General features: G+C 67.2%; 18 protein-coding genes and 4 pseudogenes. 4 read left to right on the top strand and 18 right to left on the bottom strand.

The window, feature by feature from the left end; translation table 11 throughout:
• From ACZ7L9_RS37620 to ACZ7L9_RS37590, 7 genes and pseudogenes are all read right to left on the bottom strand, one after another.
• On the bottom strand, positions 1-1,011 hold a 1,011-nt coding region (locus tag ACZ7L9_RS37620), incomplete at its 3' end, for a tyrosine-type recombinase/integrase (RefSeq protein ID WP_471422019.1).
• 65 nt (positions 1,012-1,076) lie between these two features.
• Positions 1,077-2,165 (bottom strand): tyrosine-type recombinase/integrase, encoded by a 1,089-nt coding sequence (locus ACZ7L9_RS37615; protein WP_471422018.1) that lies wholly within the window; start codon positions 2,163-2,165, stop codon positions 1,077-1,079.
• A gap of 117 nt (positions 2,166-2,282) precedes the next feature.
• Positions 2,283-3,050: an IS21 family transposase gene (istA, locus tag ACZ7L9_RS37610; RefSeq protein WP_471422017.1), complete on the bottom strand. Its 768-nt coding sequence runs from the start codon at positions 3,048-3,050 to the stop codon at positions 2,283-2,285.
• 423 nt (positions 3,051-3,473) lie between these two features.
• Positions 3,474-3,614: pseudogene (locus ACZ7L9_RS37605) on the bottom strand (cold shock domain-containing protein); the annotation flags it as partial.
• Between the two features lie 50 nt (positions 3,615-3,664).
• Positions 3,665-4,309: a hypothetical protein gene (locus tag ACZ7L9_RS37600; protein ID WP_471422016.1), complete on the bottom strand. Its 645-nt coding sequence runs from the start codon at positions 4,307-4,309 to the stop codon at positions 3,665-3,667.
• Complete coding sequence (locus ACZ7L9_RS37595) at positions 4,299-4,859, bottom strand: hypothetical protein (RefSeq protein ID WP_471422015.1); 561 nt, start codon at positions 4,857-4,859, stop codon at positions 4,299-4,301. The genes ACZ7L9_RS37600 and ACZ7L9_RS37595 overlap by 11 nt, the downstream gene beginning before the upstream one ends.
• A 266-nt stretch (positions 4,860-5,125) precedes the next feature.
• Positions 5,126-5,284, bottom strand: coding sequence for a hypothetical protein (locus ACZ7L9_RS37590; protein WP_471422014.1), 159 nt, complete (start codon positions 5,282-5,284; stop codon positions 5,126-5,128).
• A 125-nt stretch (positions 5,285-5,409) separates the two neighbouring features.
• On the opposite strand from ACZ7L9_RS37590, the gene ACZ7L9_RS37585 reads away from it, so the two are divergent.
• Positions 5,410-5,580, top strand: coding sequence for a VOC family protein (locus tag ACZ7L9_RS37585; protein WP_471422013.1), 171 nt, complete (start codon positions 5,410-5,412; stop codon positions 5,578-5,580).
• A 40-nt stretch (positions 5,581-5,620) separates the two neighbouring features.
• On the opposite strand, the gene ACZ7L9_RS37580 is transcribed toward ACZ7L9_RS37585, so the two are convergent.
• Complete coding sequence (locus ACZ7L9_RS37580) at positions 5,621-6,055, bottom strand: ATP-binding protein (protein WP_471422012.1); 435 nt, start codon at positions 6,053-6,055, stop codon at positions 5,621-5,623.
• Positions 6,056-6,126: 71 nt separating this feature from the next.
• Between ACZ7L9_RS37580 and ACZ7L9_RS37575 the strand changes: the two genes are divergently transcribed.
• On the top strand, positions 6,127-6,474 hold the full coding sequence (locus tag ACZ7L9_RS37575) for a C40 family peptidase (RefSeq protein WP_471422011.1): 348 nt from the start codon (positions 6,127-6,129) through the stop codon (positions 6,472-6,474).
• 173 nt (positions 6,475-6,647) lie between these two features.
• Here ACZ7L9_RS37575 and ACZ7L9_RS37570 read toward each other — a convergent pair whose 3' ends face one another.
• The 3 genes from ACZ7L9_RS37570 to ACZ7L9_RS37560 form a co-directional block, all read right to left on the bottom strand.
• Positions 6,648-6,905, bottom strand: a complete 258-nt coding sequence (locus tag ACZ7L9_RS37570; RefSeq protein ID WP_471422010.1) for a DUF6188 family protein — start codon at positions 6,903-6,905, stop codon at positions 6,648-6,650.
• Positions 6,906-7,376: 471 nt separating this feature from the next.
• Positions 7,377-8,141: a sugar isomerase domain-containing protein gene (locus ACZ7L9_RS37565; protein ID WP_471422009.1), complete on the bottom strand. Its 765-nt coding sequence runs from the start codon at positions 8,139-8,141 to the stop codon at positions 7,377-7,379.
• A 74-nt stretch (positions 8,142-8,215) separates the two neighbouring features.
• Positions 8,216-9,199 carry an N-acetylglucosamine kinase gene (locus tag ACZ7L9_RS37560; RefSeq protein WP_471422008.1) on the bottom strand — a complete coding sequence of 328 codons (984 nt, stop codon included), beginning with the start codon at positions 9,197-9,199 and terminating at the stop codon, positions 8,216-8,218.
• A 130-nt stretch (positions 9,200-9,329) separates the two neighbouring features.
• Here ACZ7L9_RS37560 and ACZ7L9_RS37555 point away from each other — a divergent pair, with 130 nt between their 5' ends.
• Positions 9,330-10,190 carry a MurR/RpiR family transcriptional regulator gene (locus ACZ7L9_RS37555; RefSeq protein ID WP_471422007.1) on the top strand — a complete coding sequence of 287 codons (861 nt, stop codon included), beginning with the start codon at positions 9,330-9,332 and terminating at the stop codon, positions 10,188-10,190.
• Here the strand turns inward: ACZ7L9_RS37555 and ACZ7L9_RS37550 are convergent.
• From ACZ7L9_RS37550 to ACZ7L9_RS37530, 5 genes and pseudogenes are all read right to left on the bottom strand, one after another.
• Entirely contained in the window at positions 10,138-10,581 is a 444-nt protein-coding gene (locus tag ACZ7L9_RS37550) for a substrate-binding domain-containing protein (RefSeq protein ID WP_471422006.1), read from the bottom strand. The two genes, ACZ7L9_RS37555 and ACZ7L9_RS37550, sit on opposite strands and share 53 nt — an antisense overlap.
• A 70-nt stretch (positions 10,582-10,651) precedes the next feature.
• Positions 10,652-10,771, bottom strand: coding sequence for a DUF6233 domain-containing protein (locus ACZ7L9_RS37545; RefSeq protein WP_471422005.1), 120 nt, complete (start codon positions 10,769-10,771; stop codon positions 10,652-10,654).
• Complete coding sequence (locus ACZ7L9_RS37540) at positions 10,728-11,024, bottom strand: hypothetical protein (protein WP_471422004.1); 297 nt, start codon at positions 11,022-11,024, stop codon at positions 10,728-10,730. The genes ACZ7L9_RS37545 and ACZ7L9_RS37540 overlap by 44 nt, the downstream gene beginning before the upstream one ends.
• A pseudogene (locus tag ACZ7L9_RS37535) lies at positions 11,021-12,047 on the bottom strand (aldo/keto reductase). The gene ACZ7L9_RS37540 and the pseudogene ACZ7L9_RS37535 overlap by 4 nt, the downstream one beginning before the upstream one ends.
• A gap of 93 nt (positions 12,048-12,140) precedes the next feature.
• Positions 12,141-12,870 (bottom strand): annotated as a pseudogene (locus ACZ7L9_RS37530) (SDR family NAD(P)-dependent oxidoreductase).
• A gap of 92 nt (positions 12,871-12,962) precedes the next feature.
• Here ACZ7L9_RS37530 and ACZ7L9_RS37525 point away from each other — a divergent pair.
• A pseudogene (locus ACZ7L9_RS37525) lies at positions 12,963-14,096 on the top strand (IS630 family transposase).
• 30 nt (positions 14,097-14,126) lie between these two features.
• Here ACZ7L9_RS37525 and ACZ7L9_RS37520 read toward each other — a convergent pair.
• Both ACZ7L9_RS37520 and ACZ7L9_RS37515 read right to left on the bottom strand, forming a co-directional pair.
• Positions 14,127-14,978, bottom strand: coding sequence for a fumarylacetoacetate hydrolase family protein (locus ACZ7L9_RS37520; RefSeq protein ID WP_471422003.1), 852 nt, complete (start codon positions 14,976-14,978; stop codon positions 14,127-14,129).
• A gap of 634 nt (positions 14,979-15,612) precedes the next feature.
• Positions 15,613-15,942: an L-rhamnose mutarotase gene (locus ACZ7L9_RS37515; protein ID WP_471422002.1), complete on the bottom strand. Its 330-nt coding sequence runs from the start codon at positions 15,940-15,942 to the stop codon at positions 15,613-15,615.
• Between the last annotated feature and the right edge of the window lie 161 nt (positions 15,943-16,103).

The following is a 16,103-nucleotide window of genomic DNA, read 5'->3' as shown; positions in this document are numbered from 1 at the left end:
CTGCGCGACGTGGTTTTCGTCGAAGCCGCGGAATACGGCGATGAGGCTCTGGCCTCCCACGGCCAGTGCCCCGATCAGTGCCGTCAGCCGGTAGCCGGCGAATGCGGATCCGCCGTTGATTAGACACTCCCCGAACCGGTCGTTGATGGAGCCGGGCTGGAGACGGCCCCCACGTTCGGTGATCCACAGAGCTGGGTGATCGGGGAATCCGAAACGCGGCCGGACGTTCTCGACGTAGTCGGCGACCGCCTCGACGGCCCAGTCCATTACCGACAGCACGTTCCGCCGCCGCGGCGGCTGCCCCTTCTTCGCCTTGCCGTAGCGGACGTTGAGCGTGCCGTACCGGCCGAACTGCCGAGCCTGCGGATTACGTCCGAAGTCGACCACGTCGAGCTTGGACGTCTCGGTCCGGCGAAGCCCCCACCCGTAGATGACCTTGAACAACGTGGCGTCGCGATAGGCGGCGAGGACCCCCTTGCGCTTGGCCTTCACGGCGCGTGCGACCTGGTCGTCGGCGTAGTCGAGGAAGCGCTGCAGCTCTTTCCTTGTGAACGGCCTTGCCTCTGGATTGCCTTCGTAATCCTGCAGGTGAGGGAGGGTGTTCCACTCGTGGCAGATCGCCACCGGAAAGGTCCCGAAGGCTTCTTCACACGCCGGTACCCAGCCGTATCGGGCATCGATGAGGAGCTCGGTGAACAGTCCAACCGTGCCCTGGTAGCTGCGGATCGTGGAGGGCGCCAAGTGCTTCTCACTCGTCAGCGAGGCCGACCACTCGTCCAGGTGCGCGGGCGTCCATCGCCAGGGGTACTCGTTGGTGAACTCCAGGAACCGGCGGATCAGCCGTTCCCTCGGGTCGATCGTCTCGTCCTTCAGCCCCCGCGACTTCTGCTGAGCACGCCAACCGCGCAGCATCGCGTCGAACATCGCGTCCTCGGGACGCAGCTGTACGGCCCCGGAGACGAGCTCCATGTGGGCCGACCCGGCCAGGGCCACCTTGCGCTGATGCACCACTCCAGACCATCCCTTATGGAGAGCAGATCATGCATCAGAAGGGATCGGCTCGGCAACATCCCTGTTCAGGAGGTCAGTTCGTAGAGGCTACGGACTCCTTCCGTTTCCCTCCGTGACCAGGTGACCTGCGGGTTCTCGCCCGTCTGATGCAATTCCTGAGAGTTTACGTAGATCATGGTCGTGTTGAGCCATTCATGTCCGAGGACCTCCTGGATGGCAACGACGTCCATGCCGTTGCGGTAGAGGTCGGAAGCGGCGAAGTGCCGCAGCACATGCGGCGTGAGCTGGCCGACCTGGTGCGGCAGATGCCGGGCGACCGCCTCGGCGAGCACGGTTCTCAGAGCATCGTCGGTCACGGCCCTGCTGGAGCCGTCGCCGTATCTGCGTTCCGAGGGAAACAGCGGGGCACGGGGGTCGTTGACCTTGTCGTCGAACTCCCAGCGCGGCCCCGTCACCCACCATTCCAACAGGTCACGGGAGCCGTTGATGAGCGGAACGAGCCGTTCCTTCTTGCCGCGTCCCTGGCTGCCCTTGCCCTTGAGGAGGACCTTGCCGAACTGCCCCAAGTCCCAGCGAACGTCACCGATCCGCAGCAGGCACAGTTCCGAAATCCTTGGACCGACGAGGCTGGCCAGCCACGAGGCCGTGTAGTTCCGGGCGGCCGGAGCGTACTTGCGTGCCTCTTCCATGTCGCACCGCCAGCCGCTGAAGAGCGTCGTGACCTCCGCTTCTGGCGGCGGGATCCGCAGCCTCCCAGAAGTGCCGCCACGCGGCCGGTTCATCTCGTCCAGCGGGGACTCGACGACGAAGCCGGTGGCCGCATGGATGCTGGCCTTATGCCGTAGTTCGAGGAACTCGAAGAACACGGCGAAGGCAGCAGCCTGGCGGACCTTGGTGCCCGAGGTTGAGTCGCGACGGTGCCGCCCGAAGTACCGGTCGAGGTCGTGGGCCTCCATCTCCCACAGAGGCCGGCCGAACCATTCGCGCAGGCCAAGAATGGGCCCAACGTCGCCGCGGATGGTGTCGTCGAGGACTCCGGCAGAGGCCCGGGCGAGGACGAACTCAGCCAGCAGATCCTGCTCGAAGGCAGCGACCTCCTCGGAAGTCTCCAGCCGAAGCTCCGGCCGTAGATCGCGTACAACGGCCAGTGCCATCCCGTTCCTCCCCTTCAGCTATCCAACGACTCCGTCATGACAGCCGAGGAGACTTCAGGATTTCTGAGAAACGAGCAGCAATCACCCGATCGTGTTCAGCAGACCGAAAGCTCCAGATCAAACAGCCACCGAGCTCGCTGGCGCAGTCGGGGTGTGGCGGGAACCCACGGGAACATGGACACAGTGCGAGCGGAACACCGTCCAGCGATCTGCCTCCACCCGGCGCCGGGAGAAGCCCAACACCCGTTCAACCGCAGCCCGCAGATTGTCGTAGCGGATGTGCCTGCGCGGGACGCCGCCAATCACCCGGAAGGCGTGCACGTGGCCTTCGAAGAACGCCTCCTGACCTGCGGTGGCGAACACCCGGTGCACTGCCTTGCCGGAATACGACAGCCGCAGCGAGAACAGATAGAGCCGGGTCAACACACCGGCTAGGAGCACATGGACCTCACCGAAGTCGACCTCCGCCTCCGCCCCGGGCAGATGGGCCTGCGGCACGAACACCGCCTGCGGACCGATCCCCGCATCTCGGCGGATCAGCGGCCGCCGGTCCTTCACGTAGGTGCGGACCATCGGGTAGGAGATCTCGTAGGCGTCGTGCTCCTCCACCAGCCGGTCGAAGATCCGCTGAGCGGTGTGCCGCTGCTTGGCCGGCGCGTCCAGATCTGCCTGCAGAATCCCGTCGATCAGAGGCTTGTAGGGATCCAGCCGGGACTCCCGGCGCTGCTGCTGCCTGCGCGGCTCCGGCCACTGACCGTCCAGGGCCCTCCGGACCGTCCGCCAGGTGACGTTGTACTTGCGCTGTAAAGCCCGCTGCGACATGCCACCGCGGTGGTCACGGCGGATCGCGGCGTACAGATCAACCTTTGACTGCGACTTCCCCATAGGGCCCCCTGCGGTAGAAGCACACTCCACCGTCCCATCGCAAGCCCCTGGGTGACTTCAAAACAAACCGACATCGCAAACTCGGTCAGAAGGTGACTCCCATAGTCACGTCGAAACGACTTCCACAGTGAGTTACACAGCCACTCAGCAACGCCGGGAAGCCGGGGCCCTCTACGGGTGCGCCGACTGGAACATCGGCCCGTGCGCCGGCTGCGCAGCTCCCATTCACCGATACGGCCCCGGCGGCGCGCACGCGTGCCGGAGTTGCCGTGCCCGGGTGGCTGGCCGCCCGGCGCGCGGCAGTTGAGCGCCGGAGCCGAGGGGCGACTTCATTCACCGACCTGCCGTACACACTGAAGAGCACCGCCCTCATTCGGCACCCCCGCCACGGACGCCCTGACGGGACCGGCCCAGCAGATGGGTTCAGCGCGGGTCAGCATGCAGCGGAACGATTCGTACGGCGCGGTAGTCGTATCCGAGTTGCTTGAATCCCGGCGCTTCCCACGTGAGGCTGACCCGCTGGCTAGGGGACAGCATGCGGAATCCTTTGACCTCGATGCTGGCGGAACCTCGCGAAGGCCCGGACGTCTCGCCTTCCAACCTGCGGCGGCTCGTCAGGCCCTGGTCCGTGAGACATCCAAGTAGGCTTCGAGGGCCGCCTTGATCACTTCATAGGGCGAAGAGTCGGTTCGGCGCGCGTGCGCGCGAAGCCATTCCTCCAGGTCCGCCGGCAAGTACTTGGCACGGTTATCAAGGTTCTCCAGCTTCGTCACCCACCGGCAATTATCGGGGCTGTAACCCAGGTTGTTGTCAATCCGGTCAATCTCCTTTCCGTCCATGTATCCGTTGGCTAGCGCCCAGCCTCGAAAGGCGACAAAGTCCTGCCATCCATCACAGACAGTGACACCTTTGAGCGAATAGCGATGCGCATTTCGATGGGTGGTGTTTTTGCAGCGATACTTCATCGATGACCAGATGCCATAAAGGCGGGTCTTGTGATCGCCATGCGTTGTAGTGCGAACCCTTGTCGTCTCGCTAGCAAGGCATCCGCAACTGCGGGTGTTTCCGGATCTGAGGCTTGAGAGCCTAATTTCCTTACGTGTTCGGTTTTCGCATGAGCATTCAACGAGGACCCACGGGATCCACTCGCCTTTGCTGTTCTGGCGCCTGTCGAGGAACTCGATGATCGTCAGCCGCTCGTAGACGTCCCCAACGGCCGCCGGTGGGCGCTTCGCCGACCCCTTGCGCTCACTGGTCATGGTTGCTTCCTGCCTGCTGGCTCGCTTCGCGGTGGGCTTCCAGGGCTCGACGGATCACCGTGTAGGTGTCTATGCCGTCACGGACTGCCCGCGCTTCGAGCGCCTCATGCAGCGGGGCAGGGAGAAACCTGCTTCGGTTCATGAGATTCTCGAGGTCAGTGACCCACCGGCAGTTCTCTGGGATGTAACCGAGGTCGTTGTTTATTCGGTCGAGTTCCAGGCCCTCTTGGTATCCACTCTCCTCTGCCCACCGGGCGAAGGTGAGGAAGTTGTCCCAGGCTGGATCGACTGTGACTGGTATTTCGCGGCCTCCATATCCGGGATACTTCATTGACTTCGGGTTATTGCATCGCTCCCGCATGTTGGTCCAGACGCTGTGAAGGCGACTGCGCGATTTCCCATGAAATCGATATCTGTCATAGACCTGGACCTGGCCGTTCCATACTCTCTCGACATGGATTCGGGCTTCCGGGTCGGCGTCGACGCTCGCGTAGCAGTAGCCGCAAGCCGATGCCTCCAACTCCTTTAACCTGTCCTCCCGGGTGTCCATGTTCCTATTGCAGGCTGTGCAGCGCATCGGAACGAAGTACCGATAGCGTTTTGGCGATTGCCCACTGCGGCCCGTCGTGATTTTCGCGAATGACGGGCCGGTCACCTCGTGGACGCCGATTCTGGTGCCGACGGGTAGGTCCTGCCGCTTCCTCGCAGGCAATGCAACTCCTCCTACTGATGGTGGACTTGACCACGTCAATGGTGCTGGTCTCGCCATCTTGCCGTGGGGTACTGACAATGGCCGGAAGGACGGCCTCCTCGGGATCATTCGGAGCGTGGCGGGCCGATGGTGACGACGGTCCCGGTCTGCGTGTCCAGCTGCTGGCGGAGGGCTGCGTTGTCGTGGTGAAGGGCGGCGATGACCGTGGCGGAGGCATCGAGTCGGCCTTGGAGCTGGGTCCGCTCTCGTTTGAGGTTCTTCACCTCGACACTCAGTTCGTGGAGTTCGTCATCGCTGCGCCGCCGCCAGGGGCGGGAGGAGGAGCTGCGCCGCCGGGAGGCGGGGAAGTGGGAGTGCCCGTCCTGCGGTGGCCCGGTCTATCCCGGCGATGCCTGGGGCGTACCGGTGGCCCCGGGCGGCCGGTGCACGGTCTGCCGCACGATCGCGGACAGCCCTGCTGGAGCTTGGCGCGGGCAAGCCGGATCACCAGCCGCGTGAGGACAGGTGGCGGGTCCTCGCCGATCCGGCTGGGCATCCCTTCTGCATCGTCAGAGGCTGATGTGCCGGGGAGCCGGGTCAAGGTTGGTGCGTTTGTCGTCCTACAGGTGGCGCCAGAACTCGAACCCGGTCTTCTTCATCCACTGCGCTTCGTCGCAGACCAGGACCCGGAACTCCTCGGCGAGTGCTTTCTTGAGGAGGGTGTCGAACTCGATCGGGCGGGCCGGCGGCTCACCCGGCAGCCCCAGTGCCTGGAAGAAACCATGGCGGATGTCGCGCGGGGGCGGTCCGGCCCGCAGTTCCAGGCGGTGGGTGATGTCCGGGGCGAGGTGGCGCAGCGCGGAGTTCACCGACATCGTCTTGCCGGATCCGGCGGGCCCGTAAACGCACATCATGGCCTTCTCCTCGATGACGGCCACGATATTGTGCCGCGTGGTCAGCAGCGTGTCGGTGCCTACCAACTGCGCCTGCTCCAGGCCCAGGAAGTGGTCTTCGCTCTCGTCGGGCAGCAGCCCGTAATCCAGATCAGCGATCATCAGCTCTTGCCCTCATCAGGAGTAGGTGTGCGCGGGGGCCTGGGGCGGGCCCACGTCTCGGGCGCCGGGCCGTGCGGAACGCCTTCATCACCTACGCCCGAGCACAGCTGGGCAAGCCCTACATTTGGGGCGGTACCGGACCGCGCGGCTTCGACTGCTCCGGCCTGGTGATGCGGGCCTGGCTAGCGGCTGGGGTGAAGTTGCCGCGCACCACCTGGGGCCAGATCCGCGCTGGGTCCGACACGAGCCGGGCGTGCTTGGTGCCCGGTGACCCCGTCCTGTCCTACGGCGGCGGCCATGTGGGGCTGTACATCGGCAACGGCAAGGTCATCCACGCCCCCCGGCCCGGCAGCACCGTCACCATCGCACCTCTGCCCGACCCCAGGCACATCGTCGCCTACCGCCACATACACCCGTAAACGAGCTGGATGTAGGTTCCGAATTGAGATGTCGTCGTCCAAGTGATTTGTCATCAACTTGTCGCCCGACTCGTCCGGCTGTGTCTCCACTCGTGTCCCGTTGCAGCGTGGGTGGCAGATTCTCAGTGCTTCGAAGTCCGACCTTGTGGATTCTCACCCGCTGCAGAGCGGGATCAGACGACAAGGTCCCCGCCGGGCAGCGAAACGAAGCGCCATGCTCGTGATCCTGTGATCTGCCAAGCTTCGAATGTCGTGTCGGCTGAACACGTCAGATGCGTGCTTGCTCTGCATCGAGACGGGGAGTTCGTCGGGCGGCGTAGACGATCAGGGCGGCGTTCTGCGCTGCTACCTCGCGCCGCCAGTACCCGCCCCGCCCGCTGAACTCCGTCCGGACGGTGTGGCGTCGGCCACGGACAAACCCGTCCAGCCAAGGGGCAGCCAAGGCGGAAACGGACAACCCTCGGCTCTGGTCGTCAGACCGCGGACAAGGGGTCCTTCCTCACGGTGGCCCCGGCCCGTGCGCACATCCGCGTATGGGCCGGACGACCGCCGACCCGGCCAGCAAGCCGGAGGAACGAGGACACCGTGCCCGCACCCGACCGACCCGCCCCTTCCCCCCACTCCGCGCAATCTCCCTTCAGCCGACTGGTCCGGTTCCCAGGATTCCCCGTCGACGAAGCCCAGGTGACCGCAGCGGTGACGAAGTACGCGGCCCGCTGACCCCTACTTGTTGTGAGCGCCGGGTAGAGGCTCGGGGTGTCAAAGGTGGCCGTTGAGCGGTGCGACTTCACCGGCCCCCGAGTGCCGGCCGCAGTCGAACGCGTAAGCGCCTTCCCTCTGCCCGGACGTTCGGCCGCCGAACTCCAGTCTGCCGTGATGAAGCTGGGCTGTGGGACGGCCCATCAGAAACCGCCCCGGTGCAGCCTCCCCTCGTAGCGTGCCTCCAGGGCCGCGTTGCGTTCGAAGCCGCCCGGCAGGTTCGCGGAGATGTACACGGGGACGTCGTGGCCCTCTGACATCAGCAGGGCCACGCTCTCCGCCACCACCATCTGAACCAGCATCGTGGAAACGATGGTGGACACACCGCACAGGCTGCCCTCGCCAGGCAGCGGCAGCAGTGCGTCGCCGGCGGGCGCGCAGTTGTCGAGCACCGCGTCGGCCAAGTCGGCGAGTCGCTGCCCACTGGAGTGCAGGGCAGGGACCGAGCGGGTGTGCTCCATCGAGGTGATCGCCACTAGCCGGTGTCCTTTGCCCGTCACCAACCGCGCCATGTCGACGATGGAGTTGTTGACTCCTGAGTTCGAGATGATCACGAAGAGGTCCTGCGGGTGCGGGTTGCTCAGTTCGTAAAGCCGGGCGGCAAGTCCCGGCCGACGTTCGAGCAGCGGATCGGCAAGCACCGTGCGGTCCTCGCCGCCCCGCAGCACGAGGTCGGTGAGGCTGATCCGATTGGTCGGGACGAGTCCTCCCGCGCGCCCGGAGAGCTCGAGGGCGGTGGCCTGCGAGTGCCCGGTACCGAAGGCGTGGATCACCCCGTCCGCCGCCAAGCAGTCCGCGAACAGTCGGGCCGCTGACGCCACCGCCGCCTTGTTGGCGTCGATCGCATCGTCCAGCGACACACGCGCTCGGTCGGCGAAGACGGTCGCGCCGATCTGCGAGTCGGTCATGGGGTTCCCACTCTCATCTCTCGGTTCATCGATTCAGCAATTTGCAATTCGCGTGAAACGATAAACCAGGCCTGTCAATGCATCAAGAGCCCGGCCAGCGCCACCGCCCCCATGCCGCCGTCCCGAACGGCGGCGATGCGCAGGCCCATCGGCTCCACACGCGCGGCCAGGCGATCAGCCAGAGGCCCTCCCGGAGCGATCAAGCCACCTGTGGTGACGAGAAGTTCGCCCCGTCTCGCACCCAGCGCACCTACCTTGTCGGTCAGCTCGTCGGCCGCCCGGCCGAGGAGCGACTCAGCCTCCGGATCACCGTCCGCCGCTGCCGCGGCTACCAGAGGGCTGAGTCCGGCCAGGGCGGCCGGCGGCCGGGAGTAGGCCCAGTCGGCGATGGCGTCTCTGAGCCGGAGAGACTGGGGCGGAGTCAGGTCGGTCCAGCTTCTCCGAGGAGCGACCCGTTCCAGAACGCGTTCCACGAGACGCCCCCGCGGACCACGTCCGTCGACTGCGTACACGACCGCCCGCAGGGCTTCGCGTCCGAGCCAGAACCCGCTTCCCTCGTCACCGAGCAGCCATCCGTGCCCGTCCACGACGCGCGCGCTGCGCCGTCCGTCGACCCGCGCCGCTGTCGCGCCGGTGCCTGCGATCAGGACCAGTCCATCCGCCGGCGCCCCCGGCCCGGAGGCGAACGCGACTTCCGCGTCGCCGTACACCTCTGTCGCGGCGGCCTCGATACCCAGGGTGTCCAGCGCTCGCGCCAAGCACGAGGCCGCGGTGTCCCGCCCGCGTCCGTGGCCGCCGCCCGCGAACCCGCCCGCCACCGCCGTCACGCCGGCGCGCAGCCCTGCCGGTACGGCGGCGGCAACGGCGTCACTCAAGTGCTGCACGAGATCGACTGGCTGCACGCTCAGCGCATTGCCGGGGCCGCTGTCACCCGTGCCGATCACCCGGCCCGCCGCGTCCGCGCAGTATGCGCGGGTCCGGGTGCCGCCAGCATCGATCCCGATCAGCAGACGCTGTTCGTGAGAGGGCAAGGACTGTTTCAAAGATTCAGAGATCACACCGCATGATGGTTGGTATAGTCATCGGCTGGCAAGAGCAAGAGTTCCGCGCGCGGCTCTCGCCGCAGCCGCAAGGAGGCACCGCCGCGACAAGCCGTAACGCCCCGCAACGAATCGAGTCGAAGCCGCCTTGATCACCGACCTGATCCATTCCGAACTGCCCAGGCTGACCGTCTCCTTGCGCAAGGTTGCCGAGCAGGTCCTCGCCGATCCGGCCACTCTCGCCCACACATCGGCAGCCGACCTCGGGCGCCGCACCGGCACCTCCCAGGCCACGGTCACCCGCTTCTGTCAGGCTCTCGGGCTCGACTCCTACCAAGCCCTGCTGCTGGAACTGGCCAAGGAACAGGGACAGTCCACCCAGGAGCGGCCGCTCGGACCTGACATCGGCCCCGACGACACCCTGGACCAGGTCATCGACGTCATCGCGCACGCGGATCTGCAGGCGCTGCGCGGCACCGTCGAGCGCCTCGACCGTGACGCCCTTGAGCGGGCGGCGCGGGCTCTGGCGAAAGCCCGCCGTATCGACGTCTACGGGGTGGGCTCGTCCGGCGTCCTGGCCCGTGAGGCGGAGGCCCGGCTTTTCGGGATCGGCTGTCAGGCCAGGGGGTGGACCGAGGTGCACGCGGCGGAGACCTCGGCGTCCCTCCTGACGCCCGCGGACGTGGCCGTCGCGCTCTCGCACTCCGGCAGCACGCGCGAGGTGCTGAGCCCTCTGCGGCTGGCTGCCGGGCGCGGGGCCACGACCATCGCCATCACTTCGGATCACCGCTCGCCCGCAGCCCAGGCTGCGGGCATCCACCTCGCCTCGACTCCGGGGGAGACGAGCTTCAGGCACGGGGGTTTCGGCACGCGGCACTCCGTCCTGCTGATCATCGACTGCCTCTACGCGCGCGTGGCTCAGCTCTCCTACGACCGGGCCACCGCGTCGATCGCCCTCACCTCGCACATCCCCGAGGCACACGCGGCACGACCTCGGCGCCGTGCGTGACACGCCTTGCCGAGCTCACCATGGGCGAAGCACGATTGCAGGGCGGTCGTACGGCCCTCCGGTAGGCACATCGCGAGCTACGGATGAATGGGCCCGTGCACGGGACCTGTCCGCTACTCCGGCCTGTGGGGGTGCGGCTGCACCGACCGGCGCAGCACGTGCCGAGGGTGACGCTCTGCCTCGTCGCCTGATGCATGGGGTCGTCGCGGTGCAGCGCCAGGCGTACGGCGGTGCGGCCGAGTTCTTCGTGCGGCACGTGCACAGTGGTCAGCGCCGGACAGATGTCGATGGCCAGCGGCTCGTCGTCGTAGCCGAGCACGGACAGGTCCTGTGGCACCTTGAGGCCGGCGTCCCGTGCCGCCGCGATGACGCAGGCTGCGATCAGGTCCACCAGCCCGGCCCCTGCGGCAGCACCGCAACGGCACGGGCCAGCGCCACACTGATCGGCAGTTCCACAACTTTCATGCTGCGACCAGGCACCGATCACAGGCGCCGAGCACCGTGTCCGGCCGGCACACCTCGCAGGCCGGTGCCTCCTCAGCGAGAGCGGCGAGGGCCTGCTCCCGGCTGATCGCCCGCAACTGCTTTCCTCGCCGCTCTCGAACTCGACGGGACGAGGATCACCGTTACCGCTGTCACCCGCGCTGCCGGCGCCTCGGGTACGCAGATCGTCTGCACCAGGACGGTGGCGTCGACGCCGGCGGCCGCGGCCTGCGGGCGCAGGTCGTCGAGCGCGAAGTTGCGGCGCAGCGGCGCGAGTTCGGGCCCGTTGATCCAGTCCTGGTCGCGGACCGACAGGTCCCAGACGTGCTGGTGGGCGTCGATGGTGGTCATGGGCGCGTCTCCGGCAGGGTGAGCGTGGCGTGACCACGCGGGGGAGGCAGCGGCGCGTCCCCGGGCAGGAGGCCTTGGGAGCGGAGAGCGAGCCACATGTCCGGCGGGATGGGATGGTCGATCATTGCGGCTGCGTCTTCCACCTCGGCCGCGCGGCGTGCCCCGAGGAGGACTCCGGCGACCGCTGGATGGCCGAGCGGGAACGGCAGTGCGGCTGCCCGCAGCGGGACGTCGAAGGCCTCGCACGTGGTCTTCAGCGCCAGGGCCCGGTCCAGCAGCCGCTGCGAGGCTGGGGCGTAGTCGAAGGTTGCGCCCGGCCTGGGATCGGCCAGCAGGCCGGAGTTGAACACCCCACCGACCAGCACGGATACGCCGCGCTGTGCGGTCTGGGGCAGGAGCGAGTCCAGCCCACTCTGGTCGAGCAGGGAGTATCGGCCGGCCAGCAGGACCACATCGATGTCGGTGTCGCGGACGAACCGTGCCAGCATCGCGGTCTGGTTCATGCCGACGCCGATCGCGCCGACCATGCCCTCCGCGCGCATCCGCTCCAGCTCCGGGTACGCGTGGTCGAACGCGTCCCGCTCGTGGTCGTCCGGGTCGTGCAGGTAGACGATGTCCACCCGGGTCCAGTCCGAGCCGGGTGAGGCTCTCCTCGACGCTGGTGCGTACACCGCGGGCGCTGAAGTCCCACACCCGCTCGTGGGTGTCCGCGACGGCGAAGCCGTTCGCCAGGTCATCTCCGTGAAGCCCGGCGCACGGGCGCAGCAGGCGGCCGACCTTGGTGGAGAGCGTGTACTGCCCGCGCGGGCGGGAGCGCAGCGCGTCTCCCAGCCGGCGTTCGGACAGACCCAGTCCGTAGTGCGGCGCGGTGTCGAAGCTGCGGATCCCGCAGGCCCAGGCGGCCTCGACGGTGGCGGCCGCGTCCTCGTCGCTGATCGCGTGGAACAGGTTTCCGAGTGGAGCGGCGCCCAGTGACAGTTCGCTGACTGTGGTGGCGGTGCGTCCGAGTGTTGTGCTGCGCATGCGTTCAGGGTTGCCTCTCGCTGGAAAGGCCCGGCCGGACCGCTTGGGCGGGGGGGAGCCCATGCTCTGCGGTCCGGCCGGGTGCTCGGGGGGTCAGTCGGTGGCGGGTCTCGGTCGCAGGGCGGCCATGCCGCCGTCGACGACCAGCGCGGTGCCGGTCGTCGAGCGCGCCGTGGGGCCGGCGAGGTAGACGATCGCGGCGGCGACCTCCTGAGCGCTGACCAGCCTGCCGTGCGGCTGGCGGGCGTTGAGGGCGGCGAGCTCGGCCGCGGCGTTCGAGGAGCGGTCCAGCAGCCGGGTCACCCACTGCGTGTTCACGGTGCCGGGGTTGACGCAGGTGACCCGGATGCCCTCTGCGACATGGTCGGCGGCCATTGCCAGGGTCAGCGCGTAGACAGCGCCCTTGCTGGCCGAGTACAGGGCCCGTTGGGGGATCCCGGTGGTCGCGGCGGGTGTTCACGATCGCGGGGTATGACGACCGGCGCAGGTGCGGCAGTGCGGCGCGGGTGGTGCGGACAATGCCGAGCACGTTGATGTCGAGCACCTGCCGCCATTGTTCGTCCGGGTTGTCCTCGACCGTGCCCACCGCCCCGATTCCCGCGTTGTTGACGAGGATGTCCAGGCCACCCAGAGTCTCCGTGGCTGCCTCGACCGCAGCGCGCACGCTGCTGTCATCGCTGACATCGACGGTGAAGCCGACCTGGGGTGCCGACAGCTCGCCGGTCGCGAGGTCGAGCACGGCCACGTCCGCGCCGCGCTCGGTCAGCAGCTCGACGGTGGCCAGGCCAATCCCGGAGGCGCCGCCGGTCACGATGGCCCGCAGGCCCGCTAGTGCCGCATCAAGCTACGTACGCCCTGTCGTGATGTGTCGCCCAGTTGCTGCGCCGGGAAGCGCCAGACGGCCAGAATGATCACGTGGCTGAACGCGTGCGGGTCCGGGAAATTGATGACGACGAGGGCAGGCGGTTGCTGCGGATCATCCGCAGAGGCACTGGTTCGGTGGTGACCTGGCGGCGGGCTCAGATGGTGCTGTTATCCGCGCAGGGCATGCCGGTGGCGAAGATCGCCGAGGTGACGTTCACCAGCGGGGACCGGGTCCGCGACGTGCTCCACAACTTCAACGCGGACGGCTTCGACTCGCTTTACCCCAAGTACAAGGGCGGCCGGCCGAAGACCTTCACCCTCCCGTAACGCCGGGAGATCAAGAAGATCGCCAAGTCGAAGCCGGCCGAGCACGGCCTGCCGTTCTCGACCTGGAGCCTGGCCAAGCTGGCCGACTTCCTGGTCGCCGAGGGGGTGGTCGACGACATCAGCCACGAGGGCCTTCGGGTCCTGCTCCGCGAGGAGGGCGTCTCATTTCAACGCGTGAAGACCTGGAAGACCTCCCGCGACCCTGACTACGCGGCCAAGAAAGCCCGTGTCGAACACCTCTACGCTATCGCCGACGGTGAAGTCATACCCGAGGAAGACGAGTCCGAAGTCATCTTCTGCGTCGATGAGTTCGGGCCGCTCAACCTCCAGCCCCACCCCGGCCGGCACTGGGCCGAACGCGGCGGCAGACACAAGGACCCCAACCGAGATCCCCGGCCCCGCCGCCGGGCGACCTACACCCGCCCGCACGGGGTCCGGCACTTGTTCGCCGCCTACGACCTGGCCAAAGACCAGCTCTACGGGCACATCAAGAAGACCAAGAACAGGTCGAAGTTCCTGGAGTTCTGCCGCTACCTGCGCTCGCTGCACCCGATGGACGTCCGCATCGCGATCGTCTGCGACAACTACTCCCCGCACCTGACGACGAAGCGGTGCCAGCGAGTCGGGACGTGGCCGGCGGCGAACAACGTGGAGATCGCCTACACCCCGACCAACAGTTCCTGGCTCAACCGGATCGAGGCCCAGTTCACCGCCCTGCGCTACTTCGCGCTGGATGGCACCGACCACGCCAGCCACAAGGAGCAGGGAAGCATGATCCGTCGCTACATCACCTGGCGGAACAAGCATGCCGCCGACGACCGTCTCCGCGAGGTAGTGAACAGGGCAAACGTTGCTTGATGCGGCACTAGCTCCATCATGGTTGTCCTTTCAGGCCGCTGCGAAGGTCTGCTGCTGACTGCCGAGCCCGTCGATGCCGAGCGCGACCGTGTCGCCGGGACGCAGGTATGGGTGGCCGGGCAGACCCAGTGCGACGCCGGCGGGCGTCCCGGTGTTGACCACGTCGCCGGGTTCCAGGACCAGGTACTGGCTGAGGTACCACACCAGGTAGGCCACATCGAAGATCATGTCTCCGGTGGTGCCGTGCTGGCGCGGGACGCCGTTGACCGTGGTGGTCATCCGCATGTTCTGCGGGTCGGTGACCTCGTCCGGGGTGACCAGCCAGGGGCCCAGCGGGTTGAAGGTCTTGCAGGATTTGCCGAGGTCCCACTGCCCGGAGTACTCGAGCTGGAACTCCCGCTCGGAGACGTCGTTGCTGATCGTGTAGCCGGCCACGCAGGCCAGGGCCTCCTTCTGGGAGTCCAGGTAGCGGGCGCGGCGCCCGATGACCACCGCGAGTTCCACCTCCCGGTCGGTCTTCACCGATTGGCGGGGGATCAGGACCCGGTCGTACGGTCCGACCACGGTGCCGGGGTCCTTCATGAACACCACCGGCCGGATCGGGATGGCCGCGTTGGTCTCCCGCGCGTGATCGCGATAGTTCAGACCAATGCAGACCACCTTGCCCGGACGGGCCACGGGTGCCCCGATGCGCAGGCCGCTGTCGTCCAGCTCCGGGAGCAGGCCCTGGGCCAGTGCGGCCCGCACCCGGTCCACACCGTCGTCGGCCAGGAAGCGGCCGTCGATCGCGGCCGTGACCGATGACAGGTCCAGAAGCCGCCCGTCCTCTGCCAGCACCGCCGGCAGCTCCTGGCCGATTGGGCCAACCTGGAGCAGTTTCATCGGAGATGTCCCTTCAGGCCTCGGACCACGGCGTGCTCGGACTTTAGGATGGATGGCAGGCAAGTGCAAGCAGTACATCAGACGTATCTACTGGGTGAGACGGGCATCCTGGTATAGTTTGTCCAATTTGCTGGCACGTAGAATTGCCTCACGATGAATCAGAAACATCCGCGAAAAGGGCATGTTCGAGTGAGCGTCCCCTGTTTAGAGTCGAGGTGTCCGGGATCCGAGTCGCCGACCTCTTTCTGCAGCGAGGTCGTCTGCGCTGGTGCAGGCAATCTCCAGCTTCTGCACCAGCAATGACGGTCTGGCGGCCCATCGCCTCCTCCACCAGAGGCAGTTGACGCATGTGGGGGCCTCGGAAGACCTCGCGCAGCCGCTCGGCCTCCGCGTCGACGCTGCGCTGGCGACCGGCCTTCTTCAGCAGCGCTCGCAACTGGCCGCGGGTGAGTTTGGCGGCCTGCCCCGGAGTGGGGGCGGCAGTCAGAATGACCAGGCCGCGGGTACGCACAGCCCATCGCGAGTGCTGAAGGTTTCCAGGGCGGCGGGGAAGTATTTCGTGCAGGTAGTCGAAGAGGGGCGGGCGCTGCTGCGCCCGCCCCCTCCTGTGTCACCGGCCCTGTTGTCAGTCGAGTCAGTCGAGGTGGAAGACCTCTTCGGCCGGCGCCCACCACTCGCCGTCACCGACGCTGTCCAGCGGCTGCTGGCACGGGTCGGTGCGGGCCCACCACTCGCGGGTGACCGGGCACTCGGCAATCAGCGCGGTGTCGGCCGCGTAGTCCTCGCCGGTATACTCCAGGTAGCTGAAGAGCAGGCCGTCGCGCAGGAATATCGAGTAGTTGCCGATGTTGGCACGCTTGATCGTCGCCAGCACCTCGGGCCACGCAGCCGCGTGCAGGGCGCGGTACTCGGCTTCCAGTTCCGGACGCAGGCGGACGACCGCCGCGTAGCGTTGGACGGGCACGGTGCCGTCTCCTTCTGCGAAGAGTGTTCGGGGAAGATCCAGCCGGCCCCACCACAGGGGGCCGACGGGAGTTCGTCACCAGCCCGGCTGGCCGAAGCCGATGCCGGGGGCCGTCGGGGCCTGCACCAGTCCGTCGGCGCCCACCGCCGGCTCGCGCTGCA

The sequence above is a fragment of the Streptomyces sp. NPDC111516 genome, assembly GCF_055635345.1.
Note: the sequence above shows the minus strand (reverse complement) of the source record. Positions and strands in the feature narration are given on the sequence as shown.